Source organism: Halobacillus sp. B23F22_5 (assembly GCF_043497085.1).
GTDB lineage: Bacteria > Bacillota > Bacilli > Bacillales > Halobacillaceae > Thalassobacillus.
The window spans coordinates 85,070-110,770 of sequence record NZ_JBIEKI010000008.1; the positions used below are offsets into that span (position 1 = coordinate 85,070).

Genomic DNA, 25,701 nt, shown 5'->3' on the forward strand with positions numbered 1-25,701 from the left:
ACATAAGCTGTTCAATGTTCCACTTGAACTTCTGGCGTCTCACCCGAAGGTCTTATCATAATGAATGTAATCACTACTGCCAGAGCGCTTAATGCTGCCAGACTGATATATAAGCTGGCAGCGGATTTTTCCATCAAGATGGCGATTACAGGCGGACCTGCGGCTACCCCGACAAAACGCATACTGCTATACAGAGAAGTCACTGTGCCTCGGACTTCTTTACCAATTCCTTCTGTAATGAGAGCGTCTAAACTCGGTAAAGACAACCCAATGCCAAGCCCGGCAACTGATAGCAGAACCAGCAGCATTACCAATCCATTCTCATTTCTGATGAACGTCAGGGAAGTGGCAGCTGCTCCATTACCGGCAATTACCGCCCATCTCATTAGTTGTTTGCTTTCCCCGATCTTCTTTCCACTAAAGTAGGAAGCTATACATAATAGCAAAAGCGGAATTGCCAACACCAGGCCTTTATACGCCCCTTGAATCATAAATTTCGATTCTAATATTGCGGATAAATGAAAGAGAAAACCAAATAACACAAACATATTGATGCCGCCGATGATAAAGATAGCGATCAGCCATCGGCCATTGTGATGAAAAACTTCTTTTATGGATTGCTTGAACCGGGAAAAGGTTTGTTCCTCTCCTCCGTTCTGAACTTCTTTTGGCACCTTAACAAATTTCAGGACCAAAATAATCCCCACGAGAGACAAAACAGGGATTGCAGCAAAAGGAATGAACCAAATCCATACCGCCAATAGTGCCCCGAGAACCGGACTCAATACTTTACCGAAAGTGTTGGAGGTTTCGATCACTCCCAGTCCGGCACTGACCTGCTCCTCATCTTCAAACATATCTCCGACCGTCGGAATCACCACTGGAAATGCGCCAGCAGCACCTATTCCCTGTAAAAAACGTCCAATCAGGATGACTAGATAAGGCTCTTTCATTGTCCATGCTGCAAATGCAGAGACCACCCCACCGATACCTGCGATCACCAAGCTTGGGATGATCACTTTTTTTCGACCTATTTTATCAGATAAATAACCGGCAATAGGAATCAATAAAATTGCTACAATCGAGTAGACAGTAATGATCAAACTCGATTGGAAAGGCGTGATATTTATTTCTCTTTCGATAATTGGCAGTACAGGTATCAGCATGGAATTGCCCAATGTCATTACAAGTGGTATGGATGCTAAGGCAACGAGGTCCCACTTTTTCTTTTCCATTTTATTTCATCCACCTCTTCATTCATCTTCTTCTCTTATAAGAAAAAAGTGCACACGCCCCATGTGCACTCTAAAGGGAAACTGTCTGATTTTCTTCAGGTCGTTTGCTTGACTGGTTGCTTATTTTCGTTTAACAGATGCACAAATTGACGGTGGAATACGAATTCCACCACCGCCAGCAATGCAGTGATTATAAAAATTTCCCCAGCGGACAGAGCCCATCCCATCCACTCTGCTACTCCCCAGAAGTAAATGAATGCCAGTACACCATCCGCTACCGTCGCTGTAATATTATTGCTCATTAGCAATATGCCTCGTTCACTGACAAAGTAGGCAATTATACACAAGATAAGTGCGGTAATAAGACTCTGAAAAAATGTGGCTTCTGAAAACCACATCAGCAGGGGAACGATGATAATGCCATTCATTATTGCCTTTCGCATAAATCCTGTCATTTCAGATAACCTCCTCTGCTGTTATGATTAGTCATTTAATCTTTTTCATACTTTGTGGTTATATCCAAAAAAAGTAAAAAAGCATATGCATGATATGCTTTTCATTTGATACCCAGCCGAAAACCTTTGCGCTCTTTTTTACTGGTATCGTTATGGGATTGTAGTGATGAACCGCAGTTTGGACAGATACTCGCCTTTGCAGGAATAGAAGTACAGCAATAGGGACATTCCTTGCGCGTCATCGCCGCTACTACATCCTGGTTCGGTTTTTTCCAGCGATTAAGCTGTCTTACAACCAGAAAAACAGCAAATAATGTAATGGTGAACCGGATAAAGGATGATAAAAAGAGGCCATAATTGATAGTTGCAGCTCCTGCTTCTTTAGCAGCCGCCAGAGAAGAGTATGAACCCCCGCTTAAGCTGATGAACAAGTCAGAGAAATTCATTTTCGCTAAAATCAAACCGATCGGGGGAAGGAGGATATCAGATACGAGTGAATCGATGAAACCACTGAATGCAGCACCCAGCACCAGCGCTACTCCAAGTTCAGCCGCACTCCCCCTCATCGCAAATTGACGGAATTCACGGAATAACCGGATAGACATCATCCCCTCTCACCCTCTGTTAAAGCTATCTTATGAGCTGTAGAGACAAGCTATGATTGTGCAGGGAGAGTTTATTTCTTTCACGATATATTTGCGATGAATTTGCAACATGTTAATTATTAACCGAACAGGGATTTTGAACGCACGAACAAAAGCGCAAGCGCCTTGCTCACCCCCGACAAGCTTAAGACAAGCCTCGGCGTGACGTTCTTTGTCACAGAGAGGATTGACTTAAGACCTCGAGGGGTAGGCGCTGGAGCTGGATGACACCCACCACCTGAAGTTATCCATAAAAAGAAAATTTTATAATTTCCTAGACACTTAAAAAGCCGGACTATTTCAGTCCGGCTCATTCCCTTCAGAAGGGATTTCTGCTATGATTTTTGTACCTTTTCCTGGGGCTGAGATGACTTCCAGATCTCCTCCTACAGAACGCGTCCGCTCTTCCATACTGAATAAACCGACACCGGAAGATAACTGGTCCTGATCAAAACCTTTCCCTTGATCTTCAATCATCACCCGGACCACATCATCCAGTTCACGTACGGTTACCCAGGCTCGATCGACACCTGCGTATTTCCAGATATTTGTTAAAGCTTCCTGGATGATACGATAAATAGTTATTTCCGAATGGGCACTCAACCTTTGATCAAGTACACATTCGAACATGACATCGATATTATAGTGATCGGAAAAGCGGTTCAGGAAGGAGCGAATCGCCGGAACCAGTCCAAGATCATCGAGAACAGAAGGGCGCAGCTCCCAGGAAATGTCTCGTACTTCTTCTATCAATTCCGCAGCTTCATCCCTCATCTGATCAATCAACGGATGTTCCATTTCCGCACTCAATCTGCTGATGGTAATCAAATGACTGTAAAGGTTCTGGCCAAGACCATCATGGAGGTCTCGCGATAGCCGCAGCCTCTCTTCTTCCTGGACCTCTATAATTCGTGTCATTGCTCGCTGCAGCTCTGCTTCTACTCGTTTTCTCTCTGTAATCTCAGAACGGATCGCCAAGTATTGATAGGGCTTTCCTTTCTCATTCAAAAACGGTACGATCGTGGTATCCACCCAGTAATAGGTACCATCTTTTGCCTGATTTCTTATTTCACCTTTCCATACTTCTCCACTACCGATTGTCCGCCATAATTCTTTAAAAAATTCTTTGGAATGGTAGCCGGAATTGATGATGGAATGGGTACGTCCAATCAATTCCTCCCGCTCATATTTCGAAATTTGGCAGAATTGATCATTAACGTACGTAATGATTCCTTTTTCATCGGTAATTGCTACAATGGAGGATTCATCAAGAGCAAACTTCAAATCCACCAGCTCTTGCATTGATTTTTCCAGTTCATCTACCACACGTTTAAATTCTGTAATTTCCTTACGGATGGCAAGATATTGATAAGGTTTTCCTTTATTATTCAAAAAAGGCACGATAGTAGTATCCACCCAGTAATAGGTATCATCCTTCGCCCTGTTTTTGATCTCCCCTCGCCACACCTGGCCGTTGGCGATCGTCCGCCATAAGTCTCGCATAAAACCCTTGGAATGGTGACCGGAGTTGATGATCCGGTGATCCTGTCCGATTAACTCTTCTTCTGAGTACTTGGAAATCTCACAAAACTTGTCATTCACGTATTTGATGATGCCTTTTTGGTCGGTGATCGCCACAATGGTCGATTCATCAAGCGCAAATTTCATATCAAGCAGTTCATTCAATACTTTTTCCGGTTCTAAATTGGAGATGGAGCTATCATTATCGGCATGCAAAACAAGAAGCGAGTAGTCATTCCCTCCAATAGAAAAAGTGTTTTTCCGTATAAATAATGGGAAACGCTGCCCCTCTGTCGTCATACCGAACTGTTGCGTAAATGTTCCCGGCTCTAAGACGTCAATATTCGTCTCAGGTATCCATTTCTCTATGTGACTGCCAGCACCGCTTTCTCCTGCTGCCTCAAACAGTAGCTGCGCTTTCTCATTCATTGACTCGATAAAACCATTATCATCAATCACAATTGTTGCATCTTCCGTTATTTCTTGCTTATTTCCATGCTGCGTTCTTGTGGTCACCAACTGTCCCTCCTATTCTTCGGTAAAATGGGAAGGTAAAAATGACTCCAATTTCCGCGCAACTTCCCTGAGCTTCTGTTTTTCTTGTTCTTCAAACTGGCGGGCATGCCGATAACCAATCAAAAGTGCACCTCTAGGAAGTCCGTTCCAAACTAAAGGAACCGAATAAGCGGCTTTCAGCTTTTCGGCTAACATAATCGGATAATCGGTTATTTTCCCAAAAATATTTTCGGGAAAATCAGTGATTTCCATAGGCCTTGCACTTGAAATCACTTTTCCGGCAATCCCTTTTCCATAACGGACCGTGATATATTTATATTTCTCATTTCGATTTCCCATCGCGTATGGCCAGGTAATATCCGGATCATTTCGATTCTGCAAAGCGATTCCGACAAAATCACAGGGCACATTTTGTTTAAGGCTGTCACATTCGTTCAGTACTAACTCTTTTAAAGATTCCATGTCATCACGTCCTTACTGAATCCCATAACCAAGCAATCCTTTTTTCAATGCAAAGGATACCAGCTCAGGCCGTGTTTTCATTTGCAGCTTTTCCATTAAGTTTCCTTTATGGGTTTCCACTGTTTTGACACTGATCACCAGCTTTTCTGCAATCTCTTTATTGGAATAGCCTTTTGCTATCAATGTCAGGACTTCCTTTTCCCGATCGGATAATAACTGATACGTATCGGAACCGTCTTCTTTCAAATTACCCAGGTACTCCTCCATCAAACGTTTCTGGGCGGATGGATGAAGATAGGCATCTCCCTGGCATACCGAGCGGATGGCATTGACTAATTCATCATGGGGAGCACTTTTTAATACACACCCGGAAGCACCCGCCTGGATGGCACGGAATAAATATTCTTCATCATCATGCATGGTCAGGATGAGGATAGCTGTCTCAGGAAGAAGTTTTTTTAATTCTCCCGTTGCAGACAAGCCATCCTTTCCATGGGGCATGCTCAAATCCATTAATATAGCATCCGGCTTTTCTTCCAGCGCCATTTCGATTCCTTCATTGCCTTCTGATGCTTCTCCGACTACTTCCATATCCGGCAACGAATTCAATAACATCTTCAAGCCCATCCTCACCACTGCATGATCATCCACTAACAGGACCTTTATCATCCCATAACCCCTCCTATTACTGGATTGGCAAATTGATAGAAACAGTTGTCCCTTTGTCCAACTCAGAAGAAAAGTCGCATTGCCCCCCGACAAGGCGAAGCCTTTCTCTCATAGCAGCAATTCCATTAGCACTGCCGCTTTCCATCACTTCGTTCGCATCGAAGCCTTTTCCAGCATCTTTTATATCTATTCTCACTGAAATTTCTCCCCATGTAAACTCGATTTTCGCATGATCAGTATCTGCGTATTTAGCAATGTTGATCAATGCTTCCTGACAGACACGAAAAGCGGCCATACTTTTTTGGTCGGAAAGAAGCTTCTCTTCCCCGCTGGAGTGAACATCAATCAGAATCCCAAAAGTATTGGTGAACAGCTTCGAATAGCTTTTCATCGCGGAGACCAATCCCAATGTCGATAATGTATTCGGATATAACTCAACAGACAGCAGCCTGACTTCCCTGATTGTCCGCTCCATTAACCCCGCCATTTCTTTGGTGTAACTTTTCAGCTCTTGATTTTCGATACCGGCTTCAATGAAGTTCAATCCTGTTTGCATGGTGTACAGGTTCTGATTGATGCTTTCATGGAGCTCAAGGGCCACCCGTTTAATTTCTTCTTCCTGAGACTGAATGATATAACTGCACGCCTGGTTCCCTGCTTCAAGCTCCATTTCCATCCTCCTCTATTTTTTACATGCTTTTCTGTTGTTGATTTTCTGTAATATCCGTGAACACACCAGCGTATTGGATGATTTCCCCCGAATCATCTTTGATCGCGTTGATGGTGAGCCACTCTAAATAGTGTTTTCCGTCTTTGCGTTTGTTCCAAATTTCCCCTTGCCAATAACCATTCGTTTCTAAGGTGTTCCACATGCTCTGGTAAAATGCCGGGGATTGTCTCCCTGATTTCAGGATGTTTGGATTTTTTCCTTCTACCTCACCAGCCTCAAAGCCAGTTAGCTTTGTAAAAGCAGGATTTACAGTTACGATTTTACCATTTTTATCTGTGACCATCATGCCAAGCGGTGTCGTTTCCATGATTTGATGGGAAACTGCCAGCTTATCGTGATAATACATCCAGATGACCAGAATCAAACTTGCTAAAGCAATTTGGGATAGTGCCATGAAGCCGATCGCGTAATGTCCAGTCAAACTGTAAAGAAGGGACAAAATCAAAGGTGGGAAGAAGCCGCCAAGTCCACCCATAGCTGATACGATACCGTTCGCAATACCAGCCTGCTTGTTAAAGTACATTGGAACAAGCTTAAAGATAATACCATTCCCTATTCCGGCAGCCACTGCGATCGTTAAACTTCCGACCGTGTACAGGTTGATAGAAGGAGCAAATGATAATAGCAGCGCCGCAACGGTAAAGCCACCAAATACATACATGAGTAGAATCAGTGAATGGAAGCGGTCGGCCAGCCATCCGCCAAGCGGACGTAAGAAAGTAGCAACAGCAATGAACCCTGCCGTTCTCATCCCGGCATCCACCTTATCCAGTCCAAAGTTGGCTACAAGGAAGTTAGGAAGGTAGACCGTGAATGCTACAAACGAACCGAAAGTGATAAAATAAAACAAACAGAATAACCATAGCTTTTCATTTTTATAGACGCCTTTGATTTGCTTCATTAATGGAACTTTTACTCTGGTTTCTTTTTTATCTCCTAAAAAGAAATTCAAAAGGATGAAAATCCCTAATAGTACAAGATAGAGCTGGACAGTGAACGACCAGCCAAAGTTTGCAGCAACTACTGGCGCGGCAAAGGCTGTGATCGCTGTTCCGATGTTCCCCGCTCCGTAGATACCATTTACGAAGCCGTGGCGGCTTTTATCATAATATTTCGGAAGAGAAGTGACTCCGACAGAAAAAATCGCCCCGCCGATACCCAGAAACAAACCACCAATCAAAAGATCGATGAGAGAGTCCGCCACACTGATATAATAGACCGGGAATAATAACAGGATAAAACTTACCATGAAAATCATTCTTGCTCCCAGTAAATTAGCTAAATATCCTAATGGAATCCGTAAAACTGATCCTAAAATAACTGGAATAGCCGTCACCCAGGCAATCTGTTCCGGAGCAATCGCAATATCTTCCGTGATAAAAGGCAGTAAGGAAGAAATTAATACCCATACCATAAAACCTGTAACAAGGTTCATCGTTTGTAACGGAAGTTGAATTTTACTTTTCATAGTGGTTTCCCTCACTTTTGATTACATAATATAGGCCGGCTTTTTGATCATACGCAGACCATTCGTTTTCTGTCTGTTTGACTTCACTCGTAAATGGAACTGCAAAAAAATAATGATCATCAAAGTAGATTCTAAGATGGGTGTTATCTGGACAACTAGCCAGCTTCTTCACTTTTTTATCCAGCCACGGAGCCATATCTTCCCCTTCTTCTCCATGGATGCAAACCTTTACGGAAGAGCCGATGCAGTTTTCCAAATCATTTCTATCAACGAATGCCACAGGTTCCACACCCTTTCTCTGGAGGATAGACATGGAGTTGATAGCCTTGCAAGGCCTGCCAGAATGTCTCTCCTGCCTGTGCTTCCAAATGGTCAATGACGTCTTGCTCTGATGCCCAGCTGCTCATCCCTTTAACTTCAGCCACTACAACTTCAGCATCTAAAACTGTTTTATCATCTAAGTACCAGTGGAGACGCTGTCCTTTGAATAATCTTTCGAAATTGTCTTGGACATCGGCAGCAAGTGTGCCAGTCATTTCTGTGATAAAACAAAAATCCAAATAGGTTTCACTTTTCATAACCCTTGCTGCCTCCCTTATTTTTCTCATTTTTATAAACGAACAGCGCCACCGGGAACAATAGGATGTTCAAGCCGGCATAAAGCAACGTAACGCCGTAATTTTCATAATAATATTGATGGACGACCAATTGCGTGAACACGATATTCATTAACAGGATAGCTGCCAGTATGAGGACGCCCACGTAACTACGCTTCATAACGCTTCACCCTCACTGCATATATGGCGTCATCCTTTACTTCCACTTCAATACCAGGAAGCGGTCTGCGGGGCGGGCCTGCTGTCGGTGCACCGGTGGATGCATCAAACTTTCCATGGTGGCACGGGCAGATCATCTCTTGTTCATCTTTCACCCAATAAACCGGACATCTTAAATGTGTACAAGCATTCTGGTAAGCAACATATTTATTTTCACTGAGGCGGATCAAAATCGCGCTATCATGTTCTGTCGGGAAGGTGAATTTTACGGAGTCCCCTACTTTCACGTCTTTTACGTCTGCGATTTTCTCGTGCGGGTATTCTTTATCCCCTAACCCCATCAATTCCTTGGCAGCGACAGCTCCCCACGGCAAGGTAGAGACAGCGAAGACACCGGCAGCACCTGCTAAAGTTTTCATGAAACCTCTGCGGTCGAGCATCCGTTCATTATTGCGGTTTATATTATGCGTATAGTTATCTTCGTCAAACGGTATCTTATTATTGCGATCACTCATGATATTTCCTCCTTAAAAGAGTTTTTCTGTGCCTTGCAAGATACCAGGAAGGTTTACTTTGACATTGGTCGCGCCTTCCAGGTATGGCATGCTGGTCACCCATTTGTCATTATCAAGGTCATGCCGACGCTGCTTCTGTTCGATTTCTTCTTCTGTCAGCCACTGCAACGTATTGGAAGGACAGACACTGGCACACATCGGCGGGATTCCATCTTTGGTACGGTCGATACAAAGATCGCATTTGTACATCAGGTTTTCTTCTTCGTCAAACTTAGGAATGCCATAAGGGCAGGCAATCGTACAGTTTTGACAGCCGATACATTTCTCTACCAAAGCAGAGAGGACAGCTCCGGTTTCATGAATTTGAATTGCCTGAGCAGGACAGCTTCGTGCACAGGCCGGGTTTTCACAATGGAGGCACATCAGTGGCATCGTTTGCCGGTTGACGTGAGGATTAACATCATAAACATAGTTCCTATTCCGTTGTTCATGCCCGCCGCATTGGGTACATGCGGCAAGGCAGGAACGGCATCCGATACAATTTTCTAATTCAATGTATAACCGTTTCTTCATTTAAAGCACCTTCTTAGGATCGAGTTTTTGCATTTGCGCGGCACAGGCTTTGAATTCCGGCATTCTGGATTTAGGATCAAGAGCTGGAATCGTCAATAGGTTTATCGATTCTTCATGGCCGAAATGGTACGGGACAAATACCGTGTCTTTACGGATCGCTTCCGTCACTTTCACTTTATAGACGGCTTCCCCTCTCCGGGTATAAAGCCGAATTCTTTCATCATGTTCCATGTCGTATTCTGCTGCTGTTTCCGGATGCACCTCTACGTAAGGTTCAGGGCACATGTCTTTCAAAAATTTGATTCTTCTTGTCTGGTTGCCGGATAAGTAATGGTATACAACACGTCCGGTTGTCAAGCGGAGCGGATACTCTTCGCAAGGTTCTTCTGCTGGTGGACGGTAAGGCAAGGCACAAATTTGGGCTTTACCATCTGCATGATAGAATTTCTTATCTAAGAACATATGTGGTGTCCCTTGATCTTCATCATTCTTACATGGCCAGAACACACCATCCTGTTTTTCGATCTTATCCCAGGTAGCACCATAGTAGTCGGCACTTCCACCTTTGGAAGCTAAGCGGAATTCCTCCGCAACATCCTTGGCTGTCTTCAAATGAGCGAAGTTTTTTCCTTTTCCAAGACGTTCTGCAAGTTCAACCTGCATCTGCCAATCAGGCTTGGATTCACCTAATGGTTCCTGGGCTTTATTGATTTTGATGATTCGCCCTTCGATGTTCGTTACCGTTCCTTCGTCCTCTGACCATGTAACAGAAGGCAAGATCACATCGGCAAATTCAGCGGATTCTGATAAGTAAAAGTCAGCACAAACCATGAAGTCGAGCTTTTTCATTGCGTTTCGGACAAAATTCAAATTCGGTGCCGATACGGCTGGGTTGGAACAAAGCAGATATAGGCCGCGAATTTCTTTTTGATCCATCAATTCGAACATTTCATAAGCGGAAACACCTGGTTTCGGCATTTCTTCCGGCGTGATGCCCCATACGTTACAGACCTCTTGTACGTGCTGCGGGTTGGTGAGCTTACGGTAGCCGGGAAGCAAATCGGATTTCTGGCCATGCTCCCTTCCTCCCTGACCATTACCCTGGCCTGTGAAGGTAGCTACGCCTGATTTTGGACGGCCGATTTTGCCAGTGACAAGCGCCATGTTGGTGTATCCAGAAACGTTGTCTACGCCTTTATGCTGCTGTTCGATACCTCGTGCAAACATGACAACGGCATTTGGAGCTTTTCCATAGATCTCTGCAGCTCTTTCAATCTTCTCTGGTGCTACACCAGTCAAGGAGCTTGTATATTCCGGGGTGAATTGTCTTACCAGTTCTTTTGTTTCTTCAAAACCGTTCGTATGCTGCTTGACGAATTCTTCATCGGCATACCCTTTTTCAATTAATAAATGAACAATTCCATTCGCTAAAGCCAGGTCTGTGCCCGGTTTCAGGTCAAGATGCAGATCTGCCCTTCTTGCAATCGGGGTTTCACGGGGATCAACAACGATGATATAACCGCCGCGTTCCTGCACATTCCAAATACGGAACATGGAAGTTGGATGGCACTCCGCTGTATTACTTCCGGCTATGAACAAGCAATCAGTTTCATGAATATCCGTCCAGGGAAGTGTGGAGCCACGGTCGACACCAAAGGAGCGAAGGAAACCGCCAGCTGCACTCGACATACAAAAACGGCCGTTGTAATCGATATAGCGTGTACCTAAGGCCACACGGGCAAACTTTCCTGTCAGATAACATTTCTCATTGGTCATGGATACACCACTGAATACAGATAAACTGTCTTTTCCGTAATTTTGCTGCAGTTCACCGAATTTCTCAGCGATCAAATCGTAGGCTTCCTCCCAGCTTGCTTCCCGGAATCCTTCTTTTGTTCCTTTTAATGACGCATCGTCACGAATCAATGGGCGAAGAATGCGGTCATCATGGTTCGTCTGCTGGTAGGCGGTCACCCCTTTCGGGCACATCTTACCGACCGTGACCGGCCAATCGTAGCGAGGCTCGACACCGATGATTTTATTGGTCATTGTGTTCACACGTAAGTTCATACCGCACTGCATCCCGCAGTAGCTGCAGTGTGTCTTGATCAATTTTTCATTCGGGTGTTCGACATTCTCTATCTCTTTATAAAATTTATCCCTTTGCATTTTGGTTGGCCTCCTTGGTTTTTACCTCATGAGTTGGAAATCCTGAGAATCTAGCGATGCGGTATTTACGCCGGCAAGGGAGACACAATTCAGCCAGATTGAATCCATCCTTCTCCATTGTGAAATCTATTTCATTGGTTCCTAATACGTTGACTACGTCCTGTGACTGTTCCGTTGAAACGAATCCGTCACCACAAACCTTACATTCCTTCATCGATTTCTCGCCATAATGTTCACGGTAGTTTCTTGCAAACACACTGAGCGGACGGAATGGAATATGAGCAAGCTTACCGAATGGCAGATAAATCAATGTAACAATGACAGAGTATTGATGAATGAGCGACATCACATAATGACCCGCTCCATGTAAGAACACGTTCATGAATGTCAAAATCAAACCGGTAATACTGATGAAAAGCAATAAGTAAAGCGGCAGGAAGTCATATAAGAATTTTTGTTCTGCTCTTGCCTGCATATTTTTCAAACGGCGGTAAAGAGCCATGCTGACCCCGATGATTACCATGATGGCTGTGAAATTCAATGCGTTATAAGAAAGAAATGCAATGACGCCATCAGCCGGGACTGTGATTAAATCGATTCCCATCGCTACAATCGTATAGTAGCCGCCTTCTTCCATCGTGAAGTACATCCAGCCAAACACGAGTGGGAAAGTAACCAGACAAGACAGGATGACACCCCATCCAATCAGCAAGTGCTGGGTCCATCGGTAAATTCCCCTATTCCAAATGAATTGGTATGTAGCCAGGTGATTGGCCGATGTTTTTGGCGTTGATTTACGGAACAATAATTTAATCCCTTTTTTGATAATGATTTTTGTCGGTGGTCTTTCTCCCCAAGCAATGAATCGGTAGAAGAATCCAGCGATGAATACGAATGTACCCACCATATATCCGTACAAGTTCAAGTCGACATGTGTGAACATTCTCGTTCCGATGAACATCAACACGATAATCGCACTGACGGTAAGAAACATGGACTTTGCAAATTTCGAAGCAAATGCATTATTAATGGAATGAGTTGCTTTCATTGGTTTTCTTAACACTGTTTCAGCCATTTTCAATTCCCCTTCGCTTAACTTTTTTATGTGTTTGTGTGATCCCTGTAAGTTGTTAATTTAATTATAGAAAGCAAAGGTGTTTTTCGTAATCGGGGAAACTCCCTATCCTCTCAGGGAAATCCCCCTATTTATTTTTCAAGCTCAAACGTAGTTGTTTTTTCATAAGAGACTTATTCAATTTAGGACCGTAAAGTCGAAGACTTTATTTCGAGATGGTTATCTGGATAGTGGTCCGGTGGGGAACGGCTCCCTTTCCGCGGGCATGCGCTGAGCCTCCTCAGACTTTGTCTTCCGGGGTCTCACCTGTCATTTTCATCCCGCAGGAGTCTCGCCGTTCCCCTCCGGACCTTGCCGAAAGAAGTTCTCGAAATCACACTTGTGAGGGAAACCCCATAATATTTGAAAGAAGACTTCTCCCTTTTTATCCTTTATAAATGATTCAGTATGAAGTTTTAGTGGTATATTCTTTCTCTTTTTTGATGGGTCCGTTTTATTACAAGCTGGCTGGATGGGTAGGGAAACGACGAGACTCCCGCGGGAGAAGGGGCTAGGCGAGATCCCACAGGGCGCAGCCCGAGGAAGCTTGCCAGGTCCCCCGCAGGAAAGCGAGTCATTTCCCAGCCCATCCCATTGCTCTTGTGGTAACGGACCCATAAAAAAAGCAGGAGCCGGGCTGTTCGCCTGGCTCCTGCTTTCATTCATTGTTCTTATTAAATCATTGATAAAATGGCACCGATCACAACAATTGCACCAATAATCATTAAAATTGTACGGATCATTCATCTTCATCCTTTCTTAACATGTCACTTTCTACTAATAGGTTCCCTTAAATATGTATAAGTTAAACCCATTTCAACAAATGGAAATATACCCCATCTCATGTGATATTATCCTTTTTGAAAAATTTTCAGAAAAAGGGTTGTAAAACACCTGCTTCATCACTATAATGTCCTTTATACGTAAACGAATGTACTTTCTATAAATACAAAAGGAGGACGAAGGACATGACACAAACAATCTCCATAGGCCTGCTCGGGTTAGGTACCGTAGGAAGCGGTGTCGTGCATATTATTGAACAACATCAAGATAAACTGAAGCACCAGGTCGGCTGTAATGTGGAAGTAAAACACATACTAGTCAACAACCTGGAGAAAAAGCGCGATGTTGTCCTGAACGGAGCAAAATTGACAGCCAATCCAGATGATGTACTCAACGATCCAGACCTGGATGTCATCATCGAAGTGATGGGCGGGGTCGATGGGACGAAAGACTATATTGTCCAAGCCCTCCAAAATAAAAAACATGTCGTGACTGCCAACAAAGATTTAATGGCTGTTCACGGCAGCGAATTGCTGGAAGTGGCGTCTGAAAACCGCTGCGATTTATTTTATGAAGCCTCTGTCGCTGGTGGTATCCCCATCCTTCGCAGTCTGGTGGAAGGCCTCTCTTCTGATCGAATTACAAAGATGATGGGGATCCTTAACGGAACAACCAATTATATTCTGACTAAAATGACACAGGAAGGCGCCGCCTACGACGACGTACTGAAAGAAGCACAGGAATTAGGATATGCAGAGGCTGATCCTACGGCGGATGTCGAAGGAATCGATGCCGCCAGAAAGATTGCAATTCTCGGAACACTCGGCTTCTCGATGCATCTTGATTTGGATGATGTGTCGATTGCAGGCATCTCCCAGGTTTCAAAAGAGGATCTCGACTATAGTAAACAGCTCGGCTATACGATGAAGCTGATCGGCATAGCTGACCGAACCGGGGATAAAGTCGAAGTTAGTGTGCAACCGGCATTATTTCCGGAAACTCACCCGCTCGCCGCTGTAAACGATGAATTCAATGCCGTATATGTGTATGGCGAAGCCGTCGGTGAAACGATGTTCTACGGACCTGGGGCCGGTAAACTGCCGACTGCCACTGCTGTCGTTTCAGACCTTGTAGAGGTAATGAAAAATATCCGCCTAGGCGTAACTGGCAACAGCGCTGTTTTACCGCAGTTCGAAAAAAGCTTAAAAAACGATGATGAAATTGAAGCAAAATACTTCTTACGTCTGCATGCGAAGGACCAGCCAGGTACTTTTTCAGCATTAACTGCCTTGTTTTCCAGTTATGGCGTAAGTTTAGAAAAAATCTTACAGCAGCCTGCAAAAGAAGAAGGTGTGGCAGATATCGTGATGACAACCCATACCGTATCCAAGAAAAACTATCAGGCCATTTTACAACAACTGCATGATTTGGATGTTGTTTCTGAAATCAAAAGCAGTTACCGCGTCGAAGGAGATGAAAGCTGATGAACTGGAAAGGTCTGCTCCATCAATACAAAGAATATTTACCAGTCAATGACCAAACACCTAAATTATCTTTATGGGAAGGTAATACCCCATTAATCGCATTAGATAATTTATCCGAACAACTCGGCGTGGACCTCCACGTCAAGTATGAAGGGCTAAACCCAACTGGTTCATTCAAAGACCGCGGGATGGTGATGGCCGTAGCAAAAGCAAAGGAAGAAGGCAGTGAAGCAGTCATGTGCGCTTCGACCGGTAATACATCGGCGGCTGCCGCAGCGTATGCTGCCAGAGCTAACATGCGTTGTATCGTGGTCATCCCAGACGGAAAAATTGCTATGGGGAAAATGGCACAAGCAGTCATGTATGGGGCAGAAATCTATGCCATCAAAGGAAACTTTGATAACGCGATGCAGATGGTCCGGAACTTAAGCGAAGAAGCACCAATCACACTCGTCAACTCTGTGAACCCTTACCGGATCGAAGGTCAGAAAACAGCTGCCTTTGAAGTATGCGAACAACTAGGAACTGCTCCCGACGTACTGGCGATACCAGTTGGAAATGCTGGCAACATAACAGCATACTGGAAAGGATTCCAGGAATACAATGAGCGTAATCATACAGGACTGCCAAGCATGCATGGCTTTGAAGCAGAAGGATCAGCAGCAATCGTGAGAAACGAAGTCGTTGAAAATCCGGAAACCCTGGCGACTGCTATCCGGATCGGCAACCCTGCCAGCTGGGTTAAAGCTATTGCATCGTCTAATGAATCCAACGGTAAAATTGATTCGGTAACGGATGATGAAATCCTGGAAGCTTATCATTTGCTGGCACAATCCGAAGGCGTTTTTGCCGAACCGGCTTCATGTGCCTCGATCGCAGGTATAAAGAAAGATATCGAAAATGGGAACATTAAAAAAGGCTCCAAAGTAGTCGCTGTCTTGACAGGAAACGGGTTAAAAGATCCCGACTGTGCGATTGAAAATTCCACCTTAAAGCCTGTAGTGCTTCCTAATGAAGAAGAAGTGGTTTTCGACCATATTTTAGGACGTGTCCAATCATGAAGGCGGGCGGGATGTTCTCGATAAGAGTCCCTGCAAGTACGGCCAATTTAGGACCCGGATTTGATTCTATCGGGCTTGCTGTCGATCGTTATTTGACACTTTATGTGACTCCGAATGAGGAGTGGTCGTTTGAGGCGAAATCTGAGAACTTGGCCGGGCTTCCTTCAGGAAAGGATAATCTAATCTACCAAGTGGCTATTACTGTCGCCGAGGCGCACGGAGAGGCTTCTCTCCCTCCCGCAGCTGTCCAATTGACGAGTGATTTCCCGATGTCTAAAGGCTTCGGCAGCAGTGCTGCTGCTATTGTTGCTGGAATTGAGCTGGCTGATCAGCTACTTGAGCTCGATCTCTCTTTAAAGGAAAAAGCACGACATGCCAGCCTTTATGAAGGCCATCCTGATAACGTGGCAGCTTCCTTGTATGGAGGTCTTGTTATCGGCTGCCACCAGAAATATGATACGCATATTGTTTTAGGCGGGCGCCCGGACGTCGATATTGTAGCTGTCATCCCAAACTATGAGATGAAAACAGATGAGTCTCGAGGTCTTTTGCCAGAAAGTTTCCCTTATCATCAAGCAGTTGAAGCGAGCAGTATCAGCAATGTCCTGACAGCTGCCCTCTTGCAAAACGATTGGAAACTGGCAGGAAAAATGATGACCGAAGACCTTTTCCATCAACCCTACCGTGTCCAGGCGATTGCGGAATGGGAAAAGATCATGAATTTGAAAGAATCATTACCTATCTATGGGATTGCTATCAGCGGTGCAGGTCCGATTCTGCTATGCTTTACCCCTCCCCGAAAAGGAAAGTCAGTGATGCGCAGGTTAGCTCCTCACTTTCCTGATGCAGCTGTTGAACTCTTGCAGCCAGCCGGAAAGGGAGTTACCGTCACTCTTGACAGCCATACCTGTTCCGCAGCTAAATAAAGTTATCAGCCAGCGTTTGTCTCTGAGGGCTTACGCTGGCTTTTCCTGTTTAGGAAGCATTATCTTTTGACTTGTCTGATACTTACTGCTAGCTTTTGACTTAAAGGGAGGCGGTTTAATGAGTAATGTCCATGATTTTTCAGCCAAGACAATCACCGGAGAAGATAAGAAGTTAGCCGATTATGAGGGGAAAGTATTGCTTATTGTCAATACCGCAAGCAAATGTGGTTTTACCCCTCAGTATGAAGGGCTGCAGGAGTTATATGAATCTTATAAAGACCAGGGGTTCGTAGTATTAGGTTTTCCAAGCAACCAGTTCATGAACCAGGAACCAGGGTCTGAACAGGATATTCAAGAATTTTGTAAAGTAACCTATGGGGTAAGTTTTCCTATGTTCAGTAAAGTCGATGTCAAAGGCAAAGATGCCCACCCGTTGTTTAAACACCTGGTAAAAGAAGCACCTGGTATGATTTCCGATCAGGTTAAATGGAACTTCACCAAATTTCTGGTCGATCAGGACGGAACGGTCATCAACCGGTATGCTCCTAAGACAAAGCCCGAAAGTATCGAAGAAGACATCCAAAAATTATTGAACCAATAGTAGATTGCTGGACGAGTAAACTTTACTCGTCCTTTTTACGTTAAGCCACTGCATGAGCTGATGTAATGTGAGACTTCCCTTCCCCACATAATACCGGCCCAGGAAGCATATGTTTAAAACCGGGGAGGTGTCATTATTTGAATAATAACTCATTCAAGGCATATGATGAGCTTACTTATCCGCAAGATATGCTGACTATTTTAAGAAAAGGACTTACTCCTGCTTCCCAGCCTAAAAAAATATTGATAGCAGGGGCAGGGCTGGCCGGTTTGACTGCGGCTTCTTTATTGAAACAAGCTGGACATGATGTCACGATTCTAGAAGGAAATAACCGCATTGGCGGAAGAGTTTTCACCTTGCGCCAACCTTTTCATCAGGGCAACTACTTAGAATTGGGAGCCATGCGTATTCCCGATAATCATGTACTTGTGTTCGAATATATACGTCGTTTCGGATTGCCCGTAAATAAATTCATCAATACCACCCCGGAGGATATTCTATTTGCAAATGGAATTATGACAACCCGTGAGCGATATGAACAAAATCCTGACATTTTAAACTTTCCAGTAGAAGGTTGGGAAAAGGGAAAAACAGCAACAGAACTATTCCTCTCTGCTGTAGAACCTTTCGTTGAATTATACAATCTTAGCACCCCGGCCCAGCAGGAACAATTAAGACAAAAATTCGCGCGTTATTCGATGGGTGATTTCCTCAAGAACAACCCGATCGGTCAATCGATGTCTGCCAATGCTATCAGAAAAATCAGTGTCCTGCTCGGAATTGAAGGCTTCCCTGAATTCGCGTTTATCGATATTTTGACAGATATCATATTTCCTATCTTCAATGAAGAAACAAACTTCTACCAAATTACTGGCGGAAATGACCAGCTTCCCCTAGCTTTTTTACCACAGCTTAGGGAGCACATCATTTGCAACCAGCAAGTAACAAAAATCATTCAACGTGCAGAAGGGATTGATTTTCTAACAAATGATCGAGTGACAGGGCAACAAAGGAAATATAGCGGGGACTTAGCCATTACTTCCCTTCCATTCACAGTATTTCAATATATTGACGTGGAGCCGTATGATTCCATCTCTTTTGAAAAATGGTCAGCGATCAAAGAATTAACCAATGTACCAGCCGTAAAAATTGGCATTGAATTCAAGAGCAGGTTTTGGGAGAAAGATCAGCTGGGGAACATCATTTCTGATAGTCCCACACGATTCACCTACATTCCCAGTAATAATACGGGCGGCACCGGGCCAGCTGTTTTGCTCGCCAGCTATAGCTGGGGGAATAATGCTATGTTATGGAACAGTCAGCCAAAAGAGGAACATATACGTCAGACACTTGAGGAGCTGGCTAAAATATATGGCAGCCAAGTATATAAAGAATATATCCAGGGGGTAACGTTTAATTGGAGCAAGAACCCTTTTTCAGGAGGATGCTTTACGTTATACACTCCCAATCAGGAGATGAATTATGGTAAAATCATCCCTTTGCCTGAACAAAGGCTCCATTTTGCAGGAGAACATACTTCTTCTTTTCATGGCTGGATGGAAGGTGCTATTGAATCTGGGATCCGAACTGCATTCGAAGTGAACAACCGGGAATAAGTCATATCTTTTCAAAGTTCCAGAGTCGCTCCACCTATTCGCTTCACCCCACGACGAGCGGCCATATCTTCCACTAACTGCAGTAGTGCGCGATCCTTCGCTTTTGCTTCAACCATAAAATCAACCGATTGATCAATCTCTTTCAACTTATCAATCAATGGCTGTAAAAAATCTAAACTTACATAATCAGCATGACTGCGGAATGCTCTTTCTGACTTTGGTGAAGAGACATGGAGTTTAGGCCAGTGCGTACGCTCCTGCCATGTGTCCATAAATCGAGGAAGAATATCATCCAGGCTTTCCCCCTCTTCCTTGTTCGCAACGTAATGGTGATAATCGAACATCATCGGTATTCCTTCTTCTTCACAAATAGCTAACGTTTCGCTCGCTGTATAAGTTTTGTCATCATTTTCTAACGTCATTTGCTCTTTGATGTGTCCCGGAAGCTGGCGAAGGTTATCATGAAACCTTCGGACAGCTTCTATTTTATTGCCATAAGCGCCGCCTACATGGATGTTGATGAGTAATTCTTTTTCCAGCCCCAAGGCTTCAGCAATCGCGTAATGATACTGCATATCCCGGACGGCGTTCTTAGTCACATGAGGTTTATCGCTTGTAAACAAAGTGAACTGGTTCGGATGAAAGCTTGTACGAATGCCATGCTTCTTCACAAACTCCCCTATTTCCTGGTATAGGTCCCGAAATGGGGTTATGTAATCCCATGGTACTTCTTCATGTGTAGCCAAGGGAACGATAGAAGAAGAAAAGCGGTATAGCTTAATTTCATGGGCAGCATTATAGTGTAGTGCCCGCAAAGTATGGAGCAGATTTTTTCTAGTTATTTCATGCAGTTTGCTAACTCGTTCATTCTCCCCCAGCTGCTTCCACCGGGTAAATGTCATCGTTTTTTGCGGTGAAGCATCCCATAGATTTAAAGCGTGGGCGACATAACCAAAGCGAATAATCAAATTCCTCACCTATTCTGTAATTTATTGATACCTGTGGATTCAGTTTTCCACTGCTATCGATTCCTAAACCCACCTGCGATTCCATGTATTTTCTCTTCTATCTGTTAGGAACATCTGCTTATTTATGCAGGATAATTTTACTGAAAATTCATAATTTATTGTTAATAATATCCAGCTACGCTATACTGAACCTGGAAAAGCCCTCCAACCCGGGAATGGAGATCAATAACATTTGGGAGGTTTCCATTTTGAAGAAGAAGCGATTATTAAATATGACCTTAGCTGGAGCACTCACATTTTCTTTGGTCCCAGCCACTGCATTCGCCCATGATGAATTAGGCGGTGGTGGTGAAAAAGGAGAAAACCTGGCAGGTGAAGAATTGTCAGTACCTTTGTTGGAAGGTACTAAAAATATGGATCACTGGAAAGAAGTAGCTGCAGTCCAATTGCAGGAAGTAAAAGAAGGAGTCTCCAATTCCACCGCTGATGTCTATAGCCATAAAGGTTATGCTTATCTTGGAACACATACAGCTAATGGCGGTGAAGGCGGAGTCCGTGTATTTGATATGAAGGACCCCGCAAACCCGAAAGAAGTTACTTCCTTCGCCCACCACGAGGGAACCTGGCAGGAGAAAGTGATAGTAAAATCCGTAAATACACCAAGCTTCAAAGGTGACCTGGCTGCTGTAAGTGTGCAGAAGCTGGACAGAGGCTCTGATGCTACAGGCGGATTTTTATTATACGATGTAACCAACCCTGAGAATCCAGAAAAATTAGGCTTCTGGGAAGATACCTCCGGTGCACGTGGCACACATGAATTATACCTATTTGTTCAAGACGGAAAACCTTATGTGCTGACAGCGAATAATTATGCGGATTATTATTCCCATGGAGAAAAGATGGACGTACATTTGGTTGATGTCAGCGACCCATCAGCTCCTGAGTCGATCTATCAATTCAATCCCAGGGATTACATCGATGAGGTTAGTGATGAAAACTATGATGGATATAATTGGACAGACGAAGACGGAGTCAGAAGATCCTCATTCGCCCATAGTGTCATGACTGATAATAATGGTGACACTGCCTACCTTTCTTATTGGGATCTTGGAACCATCATCCTTGATATTCAAAACCCAGAAAACCCTGTCTATTTAGGACGGACAGATTTTGCACCGGATGTTCAGGGAGCAGCCCACTCTTCCACGCTTGCAAAGGGCGGGAATATCCTTATTGAAACCAGAGAAGTATTCGGGCCAGTCCGTGAAGGCTTCGAATCCGCTTACGGGTATACCATGATTTATGATATCCAGGATAAAACAAACCCTAAGCTTCTAAGCTCATTTAAAACAGACTTTACGGAAACCATTCCTGGCGGTGCCACGGTTCATGACCCGAAAGTGAGAGGAAATACCCTTTATTTATCCCATTACTCGGGAGGCGTCCGTGCAGTGGACATTACCGACCCGGCAAATCCTGTGGAAGTAGGAGCCTACATTCCGAGTCAATCAAACATTTGGGGCGTATATGTGGATAGGAATTATGTGCTTGCTTCCGATATGGGCCAAGGGCTCAAGGTACTGCAAAAAAATCCGAATAACGACAACGCACCTCATGAAAATGAATAGCGTGTCAAAGGCGGCCTTAGGGTCGCCTTTTTTATACTTTAAGAAAGTTTAACTTTGTTAAAGGATTAAAGTATAAGAAAAACTTAGGCTTTCGCCATAAGGACTTGGCGATAAGCCAAGTTTTTCTAATGGCGTATTTTTCTAATAACATTCGACCGTTACGCAAATGTAACTTTACGATTACTTATTTGTAATAAAGGGGAAGGATAAATATAGCATCGATTTAATCTTTCTGCAGGAGGGTACTTTTTATGGAAAAGAAAACAGAAGATATTATTGAATCATCTTTGAATGCTTTAGCAGAAGACGACTCGTTTTTACCAGACTTACGGGATGAGTCGAGGCATCAGGCATTCAAGTCGTTAGTCTCCATCCTTTCCACCCCCAATCATGTTAATAAATCCTTTCTCAGGATTGCTTTAGAAAATGGCACAGTAGTCCGTGTTCCCGCCTTCCGGGTGCAGCACAATAAAACGTTAGGGCCCTATAAAGGCGGAATTCGATTCCATGAATCTGTGAATGAGGATGAAGTTTCTAACCTGGCTAAATTGATGACATTGAAAAATGCACTCCATGATGTGCCATTCGGAGGTGCGAAAGGCGGGGTCATCATCAATCCCAGAGAATATACAGACAAGGAATTAAACTTGATTTGCAAAAAATATGTCCAGTATTTTAGTGATATTTTAGGAACAGAAAAAGATATCCCGGCTCCCGATGTAGGCACTAGCGCAAGGGAAATGGATTGGATGATGGCTGAGTACAAAACGATTCATCCAGGTAAGCCATATCGGGGAAGCTTCACGGGTAAAAGTGTGATTAATGGAGGCTCCCTTGGCAGAAGAGCTGCCACTGGAAAAGGGGTATATTTTACATTTCGCTATATGATGCATAACTTTATCAAAGAGAATTACACGTGGATGAAAGATAGTGACAATAGATTTGCCAAAACTGCCATAGAGCACTATGACCGTCCTTTGACAATCGCAATTCAAGGGTTTGGAAATGTCGGATCTGTCGCAGCCCTGCAAGCTTATCAATGCAATAATCTCCAAAATAAAGTGGTTGCTGTCAGTGACCGTAATGTCACCTTATACAATTCAGAGGGTCTGGATATCCCCGCTCTTATCAAATATGGTAAAAAACACAAAGGCGACCTGCCAGTTGATGACGAAACGTTAGCCGAGCATGAAATCAAGGCAACGGTTCTGAACAGGGACGATTTATTAGAAATGGAAGTCGATGCCTTATTCCTGGCTGCCCTGGAAGATCAAATCCACACTGAGAATATGGAAAATATAAAAGCCCGCTTGATTGTTGAAGGCGCTAATGCTCCAGTAACAGAAGATGCCGATCAATACTTGAGTGATCGGGGTGTTCTTATTGTACCTGATATTCTGGCTAACGCAGGCGGTGTAATCGTTTCCTACTTTGAATGGATGCAAGGAAGAGAAACACAGTTTGATACGGAAGATCAGATCTACGATAAATTATATGATAAAATGCAGGAAACATTAGATACCATTTTACCGCAATTTTTTAAAGATCCTTTCCCTTTGCGGCAAAACTGCTATATCCATTCTGTCACAAAACTCTCCACCGTGTTATACCGCCAGGGAAAGCTCTATTAAACAAAAGCAGGCCGTCGATTTGGTTTCGACGGCCTGCTTTTCTATTATTCGGTTTTTACTGGCTGTTTTTCTTTTTGAGAAAAGCTCTCGTTGATTTTCTTTTCACTGTTAGCAGCTACGTTGTCGAGCATTCCCTTCATATCAAACCCAGAGACATCCTTCAATGTTTCTGGCAATTGACTCATCAAGTTAGTTACATAATGACTCATTCGTGTTGCACCATCTCCATTTCCTGTGCCATTTCCGTTATCCACTACTGTGACTTTATCAATGGAGCTTACTGGCTCTGCAATTTTCCCTGCAAACTCAGGAAGCATTTTGATAATCATTTCCAGGATAGCAGCTTCACCATATTTCTCCATAGCATCTGCTAATTTTTCTTTGGCTTCTGCTTCGGCCAGACCTTTTTGCCTGATAGCAGCAGCTTCTGCTTCCCCGTCCAGTCGGATTTGCTCTGCTTCTGCTTCCGCACGTTTTACTTGCGTGAGCTTATCTGCTTCCGCCTTTTGCTCTGCAGCATAACGTTCCGCTTCTGCTTTTCTGGATATCTCCGCTTCATACTGCCGTTCTTTTCGTCTGACTTCCCGTTCTTCCAAATCTATCAACTTATTTTTCTCAACTAACTGTACTTGCATCTCTTCTTCTTTGATTTGCTGCTGAGATTTCGCTTCTTGTAATTGATAGGCCATATCTGCTTCTGCTTTGGATGTATCTTGTTCGCGTTTATATGCAGCAATTTTCAACTCTTTATTTTTAGTTGATTCAGCAATTTGTGTTTCACTTTCCAGTTCAGCACGCTTACTTTCCCTTTCAGCGCTGGCTTTTTGAATGCGAGCGTCCCGCATCGCATTTGCTTCAGCTATTTGTGCATCACGTTTTACTTCAGCGATACGCGGTTTACCTAAAGCTTCTAAGTAGCCATTTTCATCCTGTACATCCTTGATCGTAAAGGATACGATCTGCAGCCCCATCTTCTTGAGATCGACAGCTGCCTGGGTTTGTACTTCTTGCGCAAAACGTTCCCGGTTTTTATAGATTTCCTCAACAGTCATCGTTCCTAAAATGGCACGCAGATGTCCTTCCAATACCTCTTGTGCTTCCTTGCGAAGTTCGGAATCATCCTTGCCAAGAAATTGTTCCCCGGCTGTAGCGATTCCCTCAGTTGTGCTTTGAACTTTAATAATCGCAGTTCCATCAGCCATAACCGGGACACCATTTTCGGTATAAACATTAGGGGTAGAAATATCCAGGCTGTGAGACCGCAAACTGATGAATTCAGCCTGCTGGAAAACCGGCAGTATAAACGCCCCTCCGCCTCTGACAATTTTAATCCCACTGCCATCATCTGCTTTATGTACATTCTTATTTCCTAAAAAACTTCCTGTAATTATCATTGCATCGTCAGCACCAACGGTCTTATAACGGGCAGCGAATAATATCCCGAATGCTACCAATACTGCTATAATGACACCAATTACAACTAAAAAATCCATGCTCAACCCCCTAATTAAATTCATCATTCATTGACGAAACATAAACGATCTGCTCTTTGACCTCTACTACAACGACTTTTTGCCCCTGCTTGATCTCTTCAAAATCGAAACTCTTCGCAATTTCATTTCGGCTGCCGTGAGTAGATTCAATAAAGACCTCTCCCATTCCCTCTGCTGGAATGGTAGTAATGACTTCTGCCAGCTTTCCTTCAAGATCCATGACAGATTTCGAAGTAGATGACTCAGCATTAGACATCGGAACAATCATAAAGTGATAGATAAGAAAATAAGCACCAGTCCCTATAAGCAAGCTTGCCAGTAAGACATAAACCGCCATCCAATCTGTGTATTTTGTTAGCAATACACCGGCTCCACCTATCACAGAAAGGGTACCAAACAACAAAAGCGGGCTTAAAAACTCATCCAGTCCATCAAACATCCCTTCTATAATATCCCCAAAGAAAATCGCAAGAACAGCTGCTCCAAGACTGCCCCAGAGAATCCACCAATAGATATCGACTATTTCTATCACAATCACACCCTTTCCTAGTAACTTTTATGGAGCTTAACCGCTATTAATATGTACGTAATGTCATGCCAAAAGTTTCATGAATTGGGAAAATATCCAATTATCAGGCTATTTTACCACTTTCATATAAACAA

Annotated in this window: 25 protein-coding genes; 7 read left to right on the forward strand and 18 right to left on the reverse strand. The window is 43.8% G+C overall.

Annotated elements, in window-relative coordinates; all coding sequences use genetic code 11:
- Positions 1 to 11: 11 nt before the first annotated feature.
- The 15 genes from bcbE to ACGTN9_RS12405 form a co-directional block, all read right to left on the reverse strand.
- A complete protein-coding gene (gene bcbE / locus ACGTN9_RS12335; RefSeq protein ID WP_499593190.1) occupies positions 12 to 1,235 on the reverse strand; it encodes a bacillibactin exporter BcbE in 1,224 nt (407 codons plus the stop codon).
- A gap of 95 nt (positions 1,236 to 1,330) precedes the next feature.
- A complete protein-coding gene (locus tag ACGTN9_RS12340; protein WP_499593192.1) occupies positions 1,331 to 1,690 on the reverse strand; it encodes a DUF2512 family protein in 360 nt (119 codons plus the stop codon).
- A 101-nt stretch (positions 1,691 to 1,791) separates the two neighbouring features.
- Complete coding sequence (gene mscL / locus ACGTN9_RS12345; RefSeq protein WP_499593194.1) at positions 1,792 to 2,295, reverse strand: large conductance mechanosensitive channel protein MscL; 504 nt, start codon at positions 2,293 to 2,295, stop codon at positions 1,792 to 1,794.
- Between the two features lie 339 nt (positions 2,296 to 2,634).
- Entirely contained in the window at positions 2,635 to 4,371 is a 1,737-nt protein-coding gene (locus tag ACGTN9_RS12350; protein WP_499593196.1) for a PAS domain-containing sensor histidine kinase, read from the reverse strand.
- 12 nt (positions 4,372 to 4,383) lie between these two features.
- On the reverse strand, positions 4,384 to 4,833 hold the full coding sequence (locus ACGTN9_RS12355; RefSeq protein ID WP_499593198.1) for a GAF domain-containing protein: 450 nt from the start codon (positions 4,831 to 4,833) through the stop codon (positions 4,384 to 4,386).
- A gap of 12 nt (positions 4,834 to 4,845) precedes the next feature.
- Entirely contained in the window at positions 4,846 to 5,502 is a 657-nt protein-coding gene (locus tag ACGTN9_RS12360; protein WP_499593200.1) for a response regulator, read from the reverse strand.
- 16 nt (positions 5,503 to 5,518) lie between these two features.
- Positions 5,519 to 6,172: a sensor histidine kinase gene (locus tag ACGTN9_RS12365; protein ID WP_499593202.1), complete on the reverse strand. Its 654-nt coding sequence runs from the start codon at positions 6,170 to 6,172 to the stop codon at positions 5,519 to 5,521.
- A gap of 19 nt (positions 6,173 to 6,191) precedes the next feature.
- Positions 6,192 to 7,700 carry a nitrate/nitrite transporter gene (locus ACGTN9_RS12370; RefSeq protein WP_499593204.1) on the reverse strand — a complete coding sequence of 503 codons (1,509 nt, stop codon included), beginning with the start codon at positions 7,698 to 7,700 and terminating at the stop codon, positions 6,192 to 6,194.
- Positions 7,690 to 7,980, reverse strand: coding sequence for a hypothetical protein (locus ACGTN9_RS12375; RefSeq protein WP_499593206.1), 291 nt, complete (start codon positions 7,978 to 7,980; stop codon positions 7,690 to 7,692). The genes ACGTN9_RS12370 and ACGTN9_RS12375 overlap by 11 nt, the downstream gene beginning before the upstream one ends.
- Positions 7,967 to 8,278, reverse strand: coding sequence for a hypothetical protein (locus tag ACGTN9_RS12380; RefSeq protein ID WP_499593208.1), 312 nt, complete (start codon positions 8,276 to 8,278; stop codon positions 7,967 to 7,969). The genes ACGTN9_RS12375 and ACGTN9_RS12380 overlap by 14 nt, the downstream gene beginning before the upstream one ends.
- On the reverse strand, positions 8,268 to 8,477 hold the full coding sequence (locus ACGTN9_RS12385) for a hypothetical protein (RefSeq protein WP_093045203.1): 210 nt from the start codon (positions 8,475 to 8,477) through the stop codon (positions 8,268 to 8,270). The genes ACGTN9_RS12380 and ACGTN9_RS12385 overlap by 11 nt, the downstream gene beginning before the upstream one ends.
- Positions 8,467 to 8,991, reverse strand: coding sequence for a QcrA and Rieske domain-containing protein (locus tag ACGTN9_RS12390; protein ID WP_499593210.1), 525 nt, complete (start codon positions 8,989 to 8,991; stop codon positions 8,467 to 8,469). Before ACGTN9_RS12390 ends, ACGTN9_RS12385 begins: the two co-directional genes overlap by 11 nt.
- 12 nt (positions 8,992 to 9,003) lie before the next feature.
- Positions 9,004 to 9,564, reverse strand: a complete 561-nt coding sequence (locus tag ACGTN9_RS12395; protein WP_028785059.1) for a 4Fe-4S dicluster domain-containing protein — start codon at positions 9,562 to 9,564, stop codon at positions 9,004 to 9,006.
- On the reverse strand, positions 9,565 to 11,733 hold the full coding sequence (locus ACGTN9_RS12400) for a molybdopterin oxidoreductase family protein (RefSeq protein WP_499593213.1): 2,169 nt from the start codon (positions 11,731 to 11,733) through the stop codon (positions 9,565 to 9,567).
- On the reverse strand, positions 11,720 to 12,763 hold the full coding sequence (locus tag ACGTN9_RS12405; protein ID WP_499593299.1) for a hypothetical protein: 1,044 nt from the start codon (positions 12,761 to 12,763) through the stop codon (positions 11,720 to 11,722). The genes ACGTN9_RS12400 and ACGTN9_RS12405 overlap by 14 nt, the downstream gene beginning before the upstream one ends.
- Before the next feature lie 1,052 nt (positions 12,764 to 13,815).
- On the opposite strand from ACGTN9_RS12405, the gene ACGTN9_RS12410 reads away from it, so the two are divergent.
- The 5 genes from ACGTN9_RS12410 to ACGTN9_RS12430 all read left to right on the forward strand — a co-directional run bounded on the left by ACGTN9_RS12410 (position 13,816) and on the right by ACGTN9_RS12430 (position 19,318).
- Positions 13,816 to 15,114 (forward strand): homoserine dehydrogenase, encoded by a 1,299-nt coding sequence (locus ACGTN9_RS12410; protein ID WP_499593215.1) that lies wholly within the window; start codon positions 13,816 to 13,818, stop codon positions 15,112 to 15,114.
- Entirely contained in the window at positions 15,114 to 16,175 is a 1,062-nt protein-coding gene (thrC, locus tag ACGTN9_RS12415; RefSeq protein WP_499593217.1) for a threonine synthase, read from the forward strand. The genes ACGTN9_RS12410 and thrC overlap by 1 nt, the downstream gene beginning before the upstream one ends.
- On the forward strand, positions 16,172 to 17,101 hold the full coding sequence (gene thrB, locus ACGTN9_RS12420) for a homoserine kinase (RefSeq protein ID WP_499593219.1): 930 nt from the start codon (positions 16,172 to 16,174) through the stop codon (positions 17,099 to 17,101). The genes thrC and thrB overlap by 4 nt, the downstream gene beginning before the upstream one ends.
- 118 nt (positions 17,102 to 17,219) lie before the next feature.
- Entirely contained in the window at positions 17,220 to 17,702 is a 483-nt protein-coding gene (locus tag ACGTN9_RS12425) for a glutathione peroxidase (protein ID WP_499593220.1), read from the forward strand.
- Between the two features lie 137 nt (positions 17,703 to 17,839).
- Positions 17,840 to 19,318: a flavin monoamine oxidase family protein gene (locus ACGTN9_RS12430; RefSeq protein WP_499593222.1), complete on the forward strand. Its 1,479-nt coding sequence runs from the start codon at positions 17,840 to 17,842 to the stop codon at positions 19,316 to 19,318.
- A gap of 11 nt (positions 19,319 to 19,329) precedes the next feature.
- Here the strand turns inward: ACGTN9_RS12430 and uvsE are convergent, their stop codons facing one another.
- On the reverse strand, positions 19,330 to 20,286 hold the full coding sequence (gene uvsE / locus ACGTN9_RS12435) for a UV DNA damage repair endonuclease UvsE (RefSeq protein ID WP_499593301.1): 957 nt from the start codon (positions 20,284 to 20,286) through the stop codon (positions 19,330 to 19,332).
- Positions 20,287 to 20,534: 248 nt separating this feature from the next.
- Here uvsE and ACGTN9_RS12440 point away from each other — a divergent pair, with 248 nt between their 5' ends.
- On the forward strand, positions 20,535 to 21,914 hold the full coding sequence (locus ACGTN9_RS12440; RefSeq protein WP_499593224.1) for an LVIVD repeat-containing protein: 1,380 nt from the start codon (positions 20,535 to 20,537) through the stop codon (positions 21,912 to 21,914).
- A gap of 251 nt (positions 21,915 to 22,165) precedes the next feature.
- A complete protein-coding gene (locus ACGTN9_RS12445; RefSeq protein WP_499593226.1) occupies positions 22,166 to 23,545 on the forward strand; it encodes a Glu/Leu/Phe/Val family dehydrogenase in 1,380 nt (459 codons plus the stop codon).
- 44 nt (positions 23,546 to 23,589) lie between these two features.
- On the opposite strand, the gene floT is transcribed toward ACGTN9_RS12445, so the two are convergent.
- Complete coding sequence (floT, locus tag ACGTN9_RS12450) at positions 23,590 to 25,038, reverse strand: flotillin lipid rafts scaffold protein FloT (protein ID WP_499593228.1); 1,449 nt, start codon at positions 25,036 to 25,038, stop codon at positions 23,590 to 23,592.
- 10 nt (positions 25,039 to 25,048) lie between these two features.
- Positions 25,049 to 25,570: an NfeD family membrane protein gene (locus ACGTN9_RS12455; RefSeq protein ID WP_499593230.1), complete on the reverse strand. Its 522-nt coding sequence runs from the start codon at positions 25,568 to 25,570 to the stop codon at positions 25,049 to 25,051.
- Between the last annotated feature and the right edge of the window lie 131 nt (positions 25,571 to 25,701).

Coding starts and splice junctions, on each gene's coding strand:
- ACGTN9_RS12385 (WP_093045203.1), bottom strand. CDS start 8,477: ATGAAGCGTAGTTACGTGGGCGTCCTCATACTGGCAGCTATCCTGTTA.
- thrB (WP_499593219.1), top strand. CDS start 16,172: ATGAAGGCGGGCGGGATGTTCTCGATAAGAGTCCCTGCAAGTACGGCC.
- ACGTN9_RS12425 (WP_499593220.1), top strand. CDS start 17,220: ATGAGTAATGTCCATGATTTTTCAGCCAAGACAATCACCGGAGAAGAT.
- ACGTN9_RS12340 (WP_499593192.1), bottom strand. CDS start 1,690: ATGACAGGATTTATGCGAAAGGCAATAATGAATGGCATTATCATCGTT.
- mscL (WP_499593194.1), bottom strand. CDS start 2,295: ATGTCTATCCGGTTATTCCGTGAATTCCGTCAATTTGCGATGAGGGGG.
- ACGTN9_RS12370 (WP_499593204.1), bottom strand. CDS start 7,700: ATGAAAAGTAAAATTCAACTTCCGTTACAAACGATGAACCTTGTTACA.
- ACGTN9_RS12395 (WP_028785059.1), bottom strand. CDS start 9,564: ATGAAGAAACGGTTATACATTGAATTAGAAAATTGTATCGGATGCCGT.
- ACGTN9_RS12445 (WP_499593226.1), top strand. CDS start 22,166: ATGGAAAAGAAAACAGAAGATATTATTGAATCATCTTTGAATGCTTTA.
- ACGTN9_RS12360 (WP_499593200.1), bottom strand. CDS start 5,502: ATGATAAAGGTCCTGTTAGTGGATGATCATGCAGTGGTGAGGATGGGC.
- ACGTN9_RS12355 (WP_499593198.1), bottom strand. CDS start 4,833: ATGGAATCTTTAAAAGAGTTAGTACTGAACGAATGTGACAGCCTTAAA.
- ACGTN9_RS12365 (WP_499593202.1), bottom strand. CDS start 6,172: ATGGAGCTTGAAGCAGGGAACCAGGCGTGCAGTTATATCATTCAGTCT.
- ACGTN9_RS12410 (WP_499593215.1), top strand. CDS start 13,816: ATGACACAAACAATCTCCATAGGCCTGCTCGGGTTAGGTACCGTAGGA.
- ACGTN9_RS12400 (WP_499593213.1), bottom strand. CDS start 11,733: ATGCAAAGGGATAAATTTTATAAAGAGATAGAGAATGTCGAACACCCG.
- thrC (WP_499593217.1), top strand. CDS start 15,114: ATGAACTGGAAAGGTCTGCTCCATCAATACAAAGAATATTTACCAGTC.
- bcbE (WP_499593190.1), bottom strand. CDS start 1,235: ATGGAAAAGAAAAAGTGGGACCTCGTTGCCTTAGCATCCATACCACTT.
- floT (WP_499593228.1), bottom strand. CDS start 25,038: ATGGATTTTTTAGTTGTAATTGGTGTCATTATAGCAGTATTGGTAGCA.
- ACGTN9_RS12380 (WP_499593208.1), bottom strand. CDS start 8,278: ATGAAAAGTGAAACCTATTTGGATTTTTGTTTTATCACAGAAATGACT.
- ACGTN9_RS12390 (WP_499593210.1), bottom strand. CDS start 8,991: ATGAGTGATCGCAATAATAAGATACCGTTTGACGAAGATAACTATACG.